This is a genomic window from Streptomyces sp. NPDC021356 (genome assembly GCF_040641015.1).
Taxonomy (GTDB): domain Bacteria; phylum Actinomycetota; class Actinomycetes; order Streptomycetales; family Streptomycetaceae; genus Streptomyces.
Genome location: NZ_JBFACU010000026.1, coordinates 1 through 11,624, shown reverse-complemented (window position 1 = coordinate 11,624; position 11,624 = coordinate 1). Strand labels below are relative to the sequence as shown.

Sequence of the window (11,624 nt, the reverse complement as noted above, 5' to 3'; positions counted from 1 at the left end):
CTCACGGAATCACCATCGGCACGGGAATGGTGGTGACCCCGAAGACGGGGGACGCGACCATGGTGGTCGGCGCCTTGATCGTCGTGTTGACGAACGAGGAGATCTGCACGGTGCCCTTGCCGGTGAGGTTGGCCATACCGCCCGCCGACAGGTTCAGCAAGCCCCCGGCGTCGACCCCGATCTCGGCCGCTGCCCGTACGTTGACCATGCTGGCGCTCTGGATGCTGAGCGGGCCGCCGCTCTTGAGGGTCAGGCTGCGCCCGGCGCTCAGCGACAGGTCGGTGCCCGCCTCCACCGACACCGACCGGCTGCCCTTGATCGTCACCGAGCCCTTGCTGTCCACGATGATCTCGGTGTTCGTCCGGTCCAGGTTGATCGTCAGCCGCTTGTCCCCGGAGACCAGCCGGACACCCTGCTTGCGGCCGCCCGTCTTCTGGCTGAGCAGGTCCATGCGGTTGCCGTCCCGGTCGGAGACGGTGTGCCGGCTCGCCTTCTTGCGCACCGCGTCGTGCAGCGGCACGTCGCTGACGGTCGTCGGCTTGTCCCGGCCGTTGTAGAGCCCGCCGATGACGAACGGATGGTCCAGGGCGCCCCGGTCGAAGGCGACCAGCACCTCGTCGTTGACGTCCATCGGGAAGATCCCGCCGCCGTCCAGGCCGCCCATCTGCACGGTCCGCGTCCAGTCGCTGACGTAACGGTCGTCCAGCCACGGGAACTGCAACCGCACCCGCCCCTGCTTCAGCGGGTCGTTCACGTCCGTCACCAGCGCGTTGGCCACACTGGGCAGCCGCGGCGCGGTGTCCGAGCCGCCCGAGGCGAGACCGTACAGCGAACGCCACTGCCGCCCGCTGACCGTCACCCACACCTCGTAGTGCTTGCCGTCGCCGAACACGTGCCGCACCGAGGTGACCGTGTACTTGCCCTCGAAGGGCACACCCACGTCCGCCAGCGCCACCGGAACCCCCGGACGCAGCAGCGGATTTCCGCGCGCGACGACCTCCAGCTCACCGAACGAGCCCGTCACGTCGTCGGCGAGGGCGTCGGCCGCGAACTTCACCTCGTTCTGCTTGTCGTAGGGCGTGCCCGTCTCGACCAGTTTGGCCGTCTTGAACTTGGCGGCGGCGGCGCCCGGCGTGGTGCCGATGGTGATGCCCGGGTTCTCGGTGGCGGGCGCGGTCGCCGTGAGCTTCTTCTTCGTCGTCACGTCCCAGCCGCGCGACTCGACCTTGCCCACCTGGTCGGCGGCGGTGACCGCGGCCCGCAGCCGCAGGATGTCGTGCCCCGCCTGGAGCACGAAGGGACTCTTCTCGCCGTCGGTGCTCGGCGAGGGCGCCCCGGAGGCCGATTTCGGCTTCACGAACTGGAACTTGCCGTCCGCGTCGACCGACATCACCATCTCGTTCTCGTCGGCGAGCCGCGCGAGGAAGTCCCAGTCGGTGACGTTGGACTGGCTGATGAACTCGTACACCGTCCGCGTCGACTCGATCCGCCCGATGGGCACCCCGTCCTGGCCGGCCAGTTTGCGGGCGATGTCGGAGGCGCTCTGGTTGCGGTACGCCGCCACCCGGCGCTGGCGCAGCAGACGGTGCCCGAGGTCGTAGCCGCGCACGACGGTGAAGCTGCCGGTGCCGTCGTAGTCGGCCTCCAGACCGGTGACCTCGCCGGTCAGCAGGGGATCACCGGCGCCCTCGCCGTCCGCCACCGGCGCGAGCACCACCTTGGTGCCGAACGTGATGTTCAGCTTGCCCAGCAGCAGCCGGTAGGGGTCGCGGAAGGTGAGCCGGAACGCCGCCGGGACGCCGACACCCTGGTCGACATAGCTGTCCACGAGGTCGGCGGCGAACTCCGGGGGCAGTTTGGCGCCCCCGACCTTGACGTCGATGACATTGGAGAACGCGGACTGCACCATCAGCCACGCACCTCCTCGGCGGACGGCAGCACCAGCTCGACACCGGTCGGCAGGACGGACGGGTCGTCGATGCCGTTGGCCTCGGCGATGGCCCGCCAGGCGGACGCGTTGCCGTACTCCCGCCAGGCCAGCGACTGCAGCGAGTCACCGGCCACGACCCGGTGCACGCGCTGCGCGGTGAGCGCGCCCGACGTCGGGTTCTGCCCCTTGGTCCGGCTCGGGATCTCGTGCAGCTGGAGCCGGCAGGTGGCGCGGATCGGCACACCGGTCGTCCCGAACAGCGTGTAACTCGCCTCCACCGAGCTGACGTACGCCGTGAAGCGGGCCGTCGAGAACGAACCCCACTGGAAGACGACCCACGGCGGCGAGGGCTGCTTGGCGGCGACGCTCTGCGCCGTCACCTCGCAGCAGGAGAGCAGCGACTCGACCTTCTTCAGCACGGTGTTGCTCGTCGGCTCGTCGGACGTGTCGAGGAAGATCTCGACACTCATCTCACGGGACTGCGTGCCCAGGAACTCCGGCAGCGGGCCCTTGCGTTCGATCTGGGAGGGGGTGACCTTCCAGTTGGCGCGGCGGGTCAGCGACAGCTGCGCCGGGTTGAAGTCGAAACCGAACGTCTTGATGATCCCGCCGGGCGTCCTGCTCTTGCCCTTCGGCGGCTGGTGGATCGCGAGTGTGGCCCGCACCAGGCTCTTGCCGGCGCCGCCCCTGCTGCCCTTCGCCATCTGTCCCGCTCCCCTCAGTCCGTGAACCCGTGGTGGGCGATCTCCAGCACCTCGGTCGCCACGGCGGGACTCGCCGGGTCGAGGGTGGGGCCGGTCCAGCTCACCGGGAGCACGTCGATCAGCCCCCAGCGGGCCACTTCGGACCCGTCCGCGCGCAGCGCCGCGATCTGCGCGGTGGGCCGCTTGATCCCCGTCTGCACGGACGAGATCCACTTGGCGACCTTGGTGGTGTCCGGGGTGAGCGGGCGGGTCAGCCGGATCGTGGAGAACGTGACGCGGGTCGGCAACTGCCAGACGAAGCCGTTGTTGCCGCCCTCCTGGTGGTGCTCGACCTCCACCTGCGACGACAGCCCCTCGCAGCCGTTGAAGTAGCCGAGGCTCTCGCCGTCGATGCTGAGGGTGAACCAGATGGTGGAACCCGGGTCCTGGCGGGACATCGAGGGTGGGCCCTTCTTTCGTTTCCGTCGTCGTTCTGGTCAGTGTTTCCCGGTGGGCTCCGGTGGGCCCCCGTCGTCTTCGACCGGCTCCGGGGGCGCGCCGGCGCTCAGTGGCGGGGGTCGCGGAGCTTGCCGATCCGCTCGCGGTCCAGGCGGAGTTCGGTACGGATCAGCCGGGTGATCCGGCCGATGATCCGGTGCACCAGCTCGTCGAGCTGGAAGTCGGTCAGCTCCCTCGGGTCGAACGCGCCCGGCGGGATCGCCTCGTACTCCGGCGGACCGGACGGGGGCGTCGGCGGGGCGCCTGCGGCGGCGTGCGGCGTGTACGGGGGCGGCTGACCGTCGGTGCGGTGGGCGGTCTGCGGTGCCGTGTGGGCTGCGGGAGGCGCGGCCGGCACGGGCCGCGAGGGCGGCGCCGCCGGTGCGGTGGGGGCGGGGGCGGGGGCGGGCGTCGTCCGCTTGGTGAGGGACGTTTTCGTGCCGGACTTCCTCCACCAGGAGCGCTGGACGACCGGCAGCGGCACGGCCGGTTGTGCCGCGGAGCCGGCCGGCGAGCCCGGCAGCGGAGCGGGCTGCTGGGTGAGGCGTGCCACGGGGAGGGGGCGCAGGGGTGCGTCGGGCTCGGGAGCGGAGAGGGAGGCGGACGTGAAGGTGGGGACCGAGGGGGCCGGTGCCGGCGGGACGGCGGCGGACGGCATGGGCGGCAGGGCCGACATGGTGGGCGCGGATCGGTGGATGCTGCGCTGCACCGTGGGCGCTGCCGGGAGCGGTGCGGGAAGCGCTGACGGCAGTGGTGCCGGCAGTGGTGCGGGGAGGGGCGACTGTGCCGATGCCGGTGGCATGGGGGCGGTCGCCGGGGCCGGGGATGTCGCAGTGGTGGGCTGCGGGGGCGTGGCGGCGACCGGCGCGGAGTCGGTGGGGGGCGTGGTCAGGGGCGCCCCGAGGGGTGAGCGGCGCACCGGGGTGACCGGGGCGGCCGGCGAGGCCGGACCCGTGGAGGCGCGGCGGAGCTGGACGGCGGGCGTCGCCGTGCCGCCGGGTGAGGGGAGCGGTGACTGAGCCGGTGCCGGTGCCGGTGCCGGTGCCGGGGCCGGTGCTGGTGCCTGGGTCGGTTCCGTCGTCCGTACGGGTGCTGCTGAGGAGGGCGCGGGAGAGGCCGCGGTGGCCGAGGGGCCGGGCGCGGGCGGGGCGGAGGCCTCGGTGGCTGCCGGGGGGTTGGTTCCGGACGCCGGGACCGCGGGTGCGGCGGGGCGTGAGGAGACCGGCGCGCCGAGACCGGGGCGGGGCGCACTGCCGGCCGGCGCGGCTGCCGGGCGCGGGGAGGACGCGGCGCGCTGCACGGGCGGAGGCGTGGACGTGGGCGTGGACGTGGGCGTGGACGGGTGGGTGGCCGAGGGTGCCGGGGTGCCGGTGGCGGCCCGCTGCACGGGGGCTCCGAGGGCAGGCGCAGAGGGCGCGGTGGACGAGCCCGTACGGCTGCCTCCGGATGCCGACCGGCGTTGTACGACGCCGGGTGCCCCGCCGGACGTGGACCCGGGCCCCGGAGCCGGACTCGGGCGCGGGGCAGGAGCCGCGGCAGCCGGGGCGGACGCGGACGACGGAGCCGGGGACGCGGCCGGAGGCGAGGGAGAAGACGGTGCAGACGGTGAGGCCGACGAGGAGGACGACGACGAAGAAGCCGAGGGAGACGGCGAAGGGGCAGCCGAGGGCGCGGCGGGGGCGGAAGCCGGGCGGGACGCCTTGGCCGAACGCTGGACCGGAGCCGGAGCCGACGGCGTTGCCGAGCCCGAGCCCGGCCGCGGGGCCGCGGCCGGGGACGAGCCGGGAGCCGAAGTCGGCGCCGTGGGCGGGTTGTCGACGGAGGCCTGGGCTGGTGCCGTGGCCGGCCGGGGGGCCGGAGCCCGCGGCGGAACCGGGGCCGACGGCGAGGCAGGGCCCGCTGCCGGGCCGGAAGCCGGACGCGCGGACGCACTCGTGGCCGGACCGGGGGCTGACGCCTTGCCCGGGGCTGACGTCTTGCCCGAGACGGGCGCCTTGCCCGCGGCCGTGGTCGAGCGCTGGACCGGGAACGACGGCGAGGCCGACTCGGGAGCCGTACCGGAGGCCGGGGCGGTTCCCGCGCTTCGGCGCGCAGGAGCGGCCGGAGCCGGGGCCGCGGCCGGAGTCGTCGCCGTGGTCCGGCTCTGCGGAGGAGTGGCGGGTGCGCCCGGTGCGGCCGGCGCCGGTGAGTCGCCGGACGGTGTGTTCCCGCCGGGGTTCGGGGGCATCGGGGCGGGGGCGGCCGGAGGCGAGTCGGTGCCGCCGGACGGCTGAGTAGCGCCCTGGGTGACCGACCGCTGGACGGCGGGCACCGCCTCGGCACCCGAGGTCGCGCGCTCGACTCGCGGGGCGGCGGGGGGCGTTGCCGCTGCTGGGCGCACCGGGCCGGTCGCAGCCGCCGGCTCCGGTGCCACGGTCGGGGCGCCGGGGCCGCCGCTGTCCTGGCCGCGCTCGGCGGCGGGCGCCGGCGCGGGCGGGGCCGCCGCACCCCTGGTGGTGCCGGACGCGTTCCCGGCGGGTGCCTTCTGCACCGCGGGTGCGTCACCGCCCGAGGCCACCGCGACCGGCGGGGCCACGGGAAGCGACCTCCGTTGCACGGCCGGGGCCCGCCGCTGGGCGCGCGTGAGCGACCCCGGACGCGACGACGAGCCCGGCGCGACCGGAGTCAGCCGGGGGCCAGAGACGGGCAGCGGCGCAACCGCTGCCCCGACCGCCGGCGGTTCGGGCGACACCACGGGAGTGCCCGGACCCGAGGACGCCGGTGCCGGTGCCGGTGCCGGCGACACGCCCGCCGTCGAACGCTGCACCGCGGGCGTGTTCGCCTGCGTGGCGGACGTAGCGGGCGTGGCGGACGACGTAGCGGAGCGAGCCGGTGCCGGACCCGCGGCGCCCGGCCCGGGCGGTGCGGTCGGGCCGCTGGGCCCCTCGGCGCCCCCGCTCGGCCCCGCCGCCGCTGCTCCCGTTCCCGAGGGCCCGACGGCGCCCGCGCGCTGCACCGCAGGAGCGGCGGCAGCGGGAGCACCCTGGGCGGACACGCCAGGCGATGCCGCAGCCGAAGGGGCCGAAGGGGCTGCGGGCGTCCGGGACACGGGCGCAGGCATCCCGGGCGCGGCGGACGCGGACGGCGCCGGCCGTACCGTCCCGGGCGCGGGGGAGCCGCCGGCGCGCGCGGTGGACGCACCGCCGGGACGTGTGCCGGGCGTGCCCCCCGGCACGCCCGGCACACGCGGCGGGATGAACCGCAGCGGCACCGCCGGCGCCCGCTGCACCACCGGCTCCTGGCCGGCGGCCGTGGGCAGGGCGGTGGCGGGCCGCTCCAGGCCCGTGGTCGGACGTGCGGTGCCCTGGTGGACCATGCCGCCGAGCACCGTGCTCGACCGCCCGTCCAGGACCGCGTGGGACGCCGAGGCGGCGAACGACGGGTTCTGCCACGTGGGCAGTCGTCCGCCGAACGCGGAATCGGCGACACCGCCCGGGGCAGGGGCGAGGGCACGCTGGATCGGCGGCAGCGCGGACCAGGTCGGCGCCACCGCCGCCCGTGTGTCCGAGGCGGCCGCGGGGCCGGTCGAGCCCCCGCCTGCCCCACCGCCCGCCGCGTCCGTGACGCCCGCACCGTCCGTGACGTCAGCGGCGCGTGCCACGTCCGTCACGGCACCGTCCGCCGTCTCGCCGCGCGCGGCGGAACCCCGCCTGCGGGTGCGCTCGCGCGGTTCCAGCCGGTCCAGGAAACCCACTGCTCAGCCCTCCGCCCCGGCGCGCGTCACCAGGGAGGCGATCGCCTCCGTGTAACGGCGGCGATCGTGGTGTTCCAGGTCCAGGATCTCCTCCAGGCTCCAGTGGAAGTGGTAGGCCACGTACGCGATCTCCTCCTGCAGCCGGTCGGTCGCGTACGTCACGATTCCCCCAGGCGGCTCCCGCCGAGTTCCACTTCGAAGGGTTCCGAGCAGTGCGGGCACCGGACGGCGGCGCGGGTGTGGCCCTCGGCGTTGATCTGCCGGTAGAAGTCCTGCAGGAACGCCAGGTCCGAGGCGAACATGTTCTCCACGATGCCGTCGTGGACCAGGGGCAGCGTGCCGAGCCGGGTGATGACCCGGCCCAGCAGCACCACCGACAGGTACGCCGGGTTCTCCTGCACGCGCACGTCCCGCAGCGGGACGAGTTCGTCGCGTGCCGTCGACAGCCGCATGGTCCCGTCCCGGTGGACGGTGCCCGACTCGTCGACGTAGCCGCGGGGCAGCTGGAAGGGGAACTCGGTGCGCAGCGGTTCCTGCGGCAGGGACTGCGGCGCCGCCGGCTGCGGTGCCGCGGCCTGCTGCGCCGGCGGAGCCTGCACTCCCGTCTCCGGGGCGGGCTCCGCCGCCGCGTCCTGGCCGGCGTACGCGACGGCGCTGCCGGCCCGGCCTGCCGTACGCCGCATTACTCGATGACCAGTTCTTCGAACGCGATCGTCACGGTCTCGGTCAGAGCGGCGGCCTCGCCCGCCTTGACCGTGCTCGCGTCGATCTTGCTGCACCAGGCGTTGCGCAGGTGGTAGCGCTTCACCGGGTTGTTCTGGAAGTCCATCATGATGATGGACGCGTTCTTGCGGGCGGTGGTCATCTGCCCGCTGATGGACTGGTTGATCCACTGGGTGAACGACGCCGACTGGGTCATGCCGCGCACGACCGTGCAGGTGCCGTTCTTCTTCACGCCCGGCAGGTTCTTGACGACGTTCTGGCCGCCCGGGGTGTTCTGCTGGTACGTGATGACGTCCTGCTCGATGCTCAGACCGCTGACCTCGGCCAGGTACTCGACCATCACGCCGTCGATCTGCAGGCCGAAATTGTGCGAGGTGAGGGCGTCACCCGGCTGGAGACTCATGTGTTCGCTGTCCTTCTCGAAGACCTAGCTAGCTGGGGGGAAGAGGAGCGGAGGGCGGGCGCGGGGCCTACTCCTCCAGCTCACCGCTGCCGCTGGAGAACTGAGCCAGCCGGAAGATCACGAACTCGGCCGGCTTGACCGGCGCGATGCCGATCTCGCAGACGACCCGGCCGACGTCGACCGACTCCGGCGGGTTCGTCTCCTCGTCGCACTTGACGTAGAACGCCTCCTCGGGACGCTGGCCGAACAGGGCGCCGCTGCGCCACTCGTTGACCATGAACGCCGAGATGTTGCGCCGGATACGAGCCCACAGCGCGTGGTCGTTCGGCTCGAACACCGTCCACTGGGTACCGATGAGGATGGACTCCTCAAGGTAGTTGAAGTAGCGGCGGATGTTCAGGTAGCGCCAGGCCGGGTCGGAGGAGAGGGTGCGGGCACCCCAGATGCGGATGCCGCGGCCCGGGAAGGCGCGGATGCAGTTGACGCCGATCGGGTTGAGCAGGTCCTGCTCGCCGCGGGTGATCTGGTTCTCCAGGTCGATCGCGCCGCGCACGACCTCGTTGGCGGGCGCCTTGTGGACGCCGCGCTCGGCGTCGTTGCGGGCCCACACGCCGGCGACGTGGCCGCTCGGCGGGATCAGCCGGGCCTGGCCGCTGCTCGGGTCGAACGTCTTGATCCAGGGGTAGTACAGGGCGGCGTACTTGGAGTCGTAGCCGGCCGTCTCCTGGCGCCACACCCGGATCTGCTGGGCGTTCAGGCCCGGCGGCGGGTCGATGACGGCGACCCGGTCGCCCATCAGTTCGCAGTGCGCGATCAGACCGAGCTGGACGGCCTTGACGGCCTCCAGGTCGATCGCGCCGCGCTGGTAGGCGGCCATCAGGTCGGGGACGGCGACCATGGAGACCTCGTCGACGGCCTCCAGGCCGCCGAAGCCGGTGCGGTCCGCGGAGTCGCCGAGGTACTCGGCCGGGCCGGGGTGGCCGCCCGGCACCGACTCCTGGGCGGGCGGCGTGGCGGGGACCGCGACGGGCGCCGGGGCCGGCAGGGCCAGCGTCTGGTTCTCCGGGCGGGCCAGCTGCGCGGCCGGCGCGGCCTCGGTCACGGTGATGAGCTTCGAGCGCTCCTTCACCTGCGTGACGACGTAGTTGCGGCCGCTCTTCTTGGCGGTGACGTCGAAGGTCTCGACGGCCTTGTCGCCGTCCTTGACGACCAGCTTGAACCGCTCGGCGGGGCCCTCGCCCTCCGGGTCGGCGACCTCGACGCTCAGCCCGCCCTTGGCGTTGGCGATGGCGGTCACCGTGAACGTGCCGAGCTGGCGCGGCTCACCGGCCGGCAGCGCGGCCGGAGCGGCGGAACCGCTCACCGCGGCGGGCGTCGAAGAGGCGCGGCCGACCGCGCCGTCGGTGCCCTCGGCGGAGCCTCCGACGCGGACGACGTAGGCCGCCGTGCCGCCGTTCTGGAAGAACCCGTACACCGAGTGGGCCAGGTAGTACCCGTCGGTGAACTCACCGAAGGCCGCCACGTACTGGCTCCAGTTGGTCACCAGGGTCGGCTCGTTGAGCGGCCCGGCCGGCGCGAGGCCCACGAAGGCCGCCACCGAGGTGCCGACCCCCTCGATCGGACGTGAACCGCTGGCCACCTCCTCGACGTAGACGCCGGGTGACAGGTAGGACGGCATGCTCTGCTCTCCTCGGGGTACGAGACAGGAACGGGCTCCACCCTCACGCGCGAAGCGCGTCGTTCGAAACGTCCTGCGGTACCTCTTCGCGGGCACGCCGATTGCCCCGACGGGCAGTCCGCCCGGCCCCGCTGCCCCCATGGCCGGGCCCGCTGCCCGCGCGACTGCCCCCGCGTCCCTTCCCTCCGCCCGCGCGCGCGGACCAGGCTGGTGAGCGCCGGCAGCGGAGGGGAGCGCGGCGCGCGTACGGGCAGGTGGACGCGGCGACTGGGGCGGGGCCGAAGCGGCGCCCGCCGGGGTGCGCCGGCGGCAGCCATGTCGTCCGCCGACGGCGACCTCGTCGAGTACGCCGAGCACCACGCCACGAAGACCCCGGAGCAGTGACCTGACAGATGAGCCTTTGGACCTCTCTGGAACCCGCTTCCGCGACCGTCGATCCGGGGGGCAGCACCCGCGTGCGGCTGCGGCTGCGCAACACCGGTGACGTCGTCGACGAGTACCGCTTCGAACCGGTCGGGGACATCGCGCCCTGGACGATCGTGGAACCGCAGACGCTGCGGCTCTACCCGGGCACGACGGGCACGGTGGAGCTGACCTTCTCCCCGCCGCGCACTCCCGACGCCACGGCCGGACCGAACCCGTACGCCGTCCGCATCACCCCGACCGAGCACCCCGAGGCCGTCACCGTCCCCGAGGGCAACCTCACCATCACGCCCTTCACCGAGATCCGGGCGGAACTGGTCCCGCACACCGTCAAGGGCCGGTTCCGCGGGCGCCCCCGCCTCGCGGTCGACAACCTCGGCAACACCAAGGTCACCGCCTCCCTGAGCGGCAGCGACAACGGCGACCAGCTCTCCTACGACCTGCACCCGAGCAACGTGCAGATCGAGCCGGGGCGGGCCGCCTTCGTCAAGGCCACCCTGAAGCCGCGGAAGATCATCTGGTTCGGGTCCAAGGAGCAGCGGCCGTACACCCTCGCCGTCCAGCGCTCGGGCGCGAGCGCCCTGCCCGTGGAAGGCACCTACGTGCAGCGCGGCTTCCTGCCGCGCTGGCTCGCCACGTTCTTCGGCGTGCTGCTGGCCCTGTCCATCACCTTCGTGATGCTCTGGATCGCCTACAAGCCCAGGGTCGGCACCGGCGCCAACGAGAAGGTCGCCGAGGCCGGCACCACGCTCGCACCGTCCCCGAGTTCGAGCCCGGCCCTGGCCCCCGCGCCGCCGCCCCCCTCTCCCGAGCAGCCGCAGCAGCCCGCGGCCCCGCAGAACACCGAGGAGGCCAAGGGCGGCGGGGACGGCGGAGGCGGCGGAGGCGCGCCCGCGAAGAAGAAGAAGCCCAAGCCGGTGGTGCCCGCCGAGAACGTGCTGCTGCGCAACACCACGACGAAGAAGTGCGCGGACATCCCGGGCTACGACAACGGCACGAAGACCGGGCAGGTGCGCGAGTACGACTGCGACGGGACCTCGCACGACAACCAGTTGTGGGACCTGGACGTGACGGACGCCAGGGGCGGCCCCGGCGGCACCCCCCTCTTCCTGATCCGCAACGTCAAGGACAGGTTCTGCATGGACGTGACCGGCTACGACGCCGCTCCCGTGCGGTCCCCGATCATGGAGTACACGTGCAACCCCACCCAGGCCGACAACCAGCTGTGGTGGGCGGACAAGCAGAAGAGCGGCGCCTACTGGATCCGCAACTTCGCCAGCCAGAACCTGTGCCTCGACGTGGCGGGCAACGGCGACGGCGTCAACGACACCAACCTCACCCTGTTCTACTGCTCCACGAGCGACGACCAGGAATGGCAGATCCTCCCGCAGAAGAAGGACGGCGAGTGACAGCCGCGACGGCGTAGCGAAGGGGTGGGGTGGGAGACCCGCGGGTCTCCCACCCCCCCCCCAGTCCAAGCAGGACCCCCCCGACACAACCCACAGCCCGACGCGCCACCCAGCCCCCCCCCGGAGCCGCACAGCGGGGCGCCC

11 protein-coding genes are annotated in these 11,624 nt (G+C 73.6%); 3 read left to right on the top strand and 8 right to left on the bottom strand.

Features of this window, described 5'->3' with window-relative positions; genetic code table 11:
* Position 1 precedes the first annotated feature (1 nt).
* The 4 genes from AB0G56_RS29395 to AB0G56_RS29380 all read right to left on the bottom strand — a co-directional run bounded on the left by AB0G56_RS29395 (position 2) and on the right by AB0G56_RS29380 (position 3,820).
* Positions 2-1,909, bottom strand: a complete 1,908-nt coding sequence (locus AB0G56_RS29395) for a VgrG-related protein (protein WP_360974897.1) — start codon at positions 1,907-1,909, stop codon at positions 2-4.
* Positions 1,909-2,634 carry a tail protein X gene (locus tag AB0G56_RS29390; RefSeq protein ID WP_360974894.1) on the bottom strand — a complete coding sequence of 242 codons (726 nt, stop codon included), beginning with the start codon at positions 2,632-2,634 and terminating at the stop codon, positions 1,909-1,911. The genes AB0G56_RS29395 and AB0G56_RS29390 overlap by 1 nt, the downstream gene beginning before the upstream one ends.
* Before the next feature lie 14 nt (positions 2,635-2,648).
* Positions 2,649-3,071, bottom strand: coding sequence for a phage tail protein (locus AB0G56_RS29385; protein WP_360974891.1), 423 nt, complete (start codon positions 3,069-3,071; stop codon positions 2,649-2,651).
* A 107-nt stretch (positions 3,072-3,178) separates the two neighbouring features.
* Positions 3,179-3,820, bottom strand: a complete 642-nt coding sequence (locus AB0G56_RS29380; protein ID WP_360974888.1) for an extensin — start codon at positions 3,818-3,820, stop codon at positions 3,179-3,181.
* Between the two features lie 1,267 nt (positions 3,821-5,087).
* On the opposite strand from AB0G56_RS29380, the gene AB0G56_RS29375 reads away from it, so the two are divergent.
* Positions 5,088-5,384, top strand: coding sequence for a hypothetical protein (locus tag AB0G56_RS29375; protein ID WP_360974885.1), 297 nt, complete (start codon positions 5,088-5,090; stop codon positions 5,382-5,384).
* Between the two features lie 1,463 nt (positions 5,385-6,847).
* Here the strand turns inward: AB0G56_RS29375 and AB0G56_RS29370 are convergent.
* The 4 genes from AB0G56_RS29370 to AB0G56_RS29355 form a co-directional block, all read right to left on the bottom strand.
* Positions 6,848-7,006 (bottom strand): DUF6760 family protein, encoded by a 159-nt coding sequence (locus AB0G56_RS29370; protein ID WP_018568006.1) that lies wholly within the window; start codon positions 7,004-7,006, stop codon positions 6,848-6,850.
* Complete coding sequence (locus AB0G56_RS29365; RefSeq protein WP_360974881.1) at positions 7,003-7,527, bottom strand: hypothetical protein; 525 nt, start codon at positions 7,525-7,527, stop codon at positions 7,003-7,005. Before AB0G56_RS29365 ends, AB0G56_RS29370 begins: the two co-directional genes overlap by 4 nt.
* Positions 7,527-7,970 carry a phage tail protein gene (locus tag AB0G56_RS29360; RefSeq protein WP_037862822.1) on the bottom strand — a complete coding sequence of 148 codons (444 nt, stop codon included), beginning with the start codon at positions 7,968-7,970 and terminating at the stop codon, positions 7,527-7,529. The genes AB0G56_RS29365 and AB0G56_RS29360 overlap by 1 nt, the downstream gene beginning before the upstream one ends.
* A gap of 67 nt (positions 7,971-8,037) precedes the next feature.
* On the bottom strand, positions 8,038-9,648 hold the full coding sequence (locus tag AB0G56_RS29355; protein WP_360974878.1) for a phage tail sheath subtilisin-like domain-containing protein: 1,611 nt from the start codon (positions 9,646-9,648) through the stop codon (positions 8,038-8,040).
* 210 nt (positions 9,649-9,858) lie between these two features.
* Between AB0G56_RS29355 and AB0G56_RS29350 the strand changes: the two genes are divergently transcribed.
* On the top strand, positions 9,859-10,032 hold the full coding sequence (locus tag AB0G56_RS29350) for a hypothetical protein (RefSeq protein WP_360974875.1): 174 nt from the start codon (positions 9,859-9,861) through the stop codon (positions 10,030-10,032).
* Positions 10,033-10,040: 8 nt separating this feature from the next.
* Complete coding sequence (locus AB0G56_RS29345; RefSeq protein WP_360974872.1) at positions 10,041-11,480, top strand: RICIN domain-containing protein; 1,440 nt, start codon at positions 10,041-10,043, stop codon at positions 11,478-11,480.
* Positions 11,481-11,624 lie beyond the last annotated feature (144 nt).

Excerpts from the sequence above, each read along its gene's own strand:
- AB0G56_RS29395 (WP_360974897.1), bottom strand. The coding sequence starts at position 1,909 with ATGGTGCAGTCCGCGTTCTCCAATGTCATCGACGTCAAGGTCGGGGGC.
- AB0G56_RS29390 (WP_360974894.1), bottom strand. The coding sequence starts at position 2,634 with ATGGCGAAGGGCAGCAGGGGCGGCGCCGGCAAGAGCCTGGTGCGGGCC.
- AB0G56_RS29385 (WP_360974891.1), bottom strand. The coding sequence starts at position 3,071 with ATGTCCCGCCAGGACCCGGGTTCCACCATCTGGTTCACCCTCAGCATC.
- AB0G56_RS29365 (WP_360974881.1), bottom strand. The coding sequence starts at position 7,527 with ATGCGGCGTACGGCAGGCCGGGCCGGCAGCGCCGTCGCGTACGCCGGC.
- AB0G56_RS29360 (WP_037862822.1), bottom strand. The coding sequence starts at position 7,970 with ATGAGTCTCCAGCCGGGTGACGCCCTCACCTCGCACAATTTCGGCCTG.
- AB0G56_RS29355 (WP_360974878.1), bottom strand. The coding sequence starts at position 9,648 with ATGCCGTCCTACCTGTCACCCGGCGTCTACGTCGAGGAGGTGGCCAGC.
- AB0G56_RS29345 (WP_360974872.1), top strand. The coding sequence starts at position 10,041 with ATGAGCCTTTGGACCTCTCTGGAACCCGCTTCCGCGACCGTCGATCCG.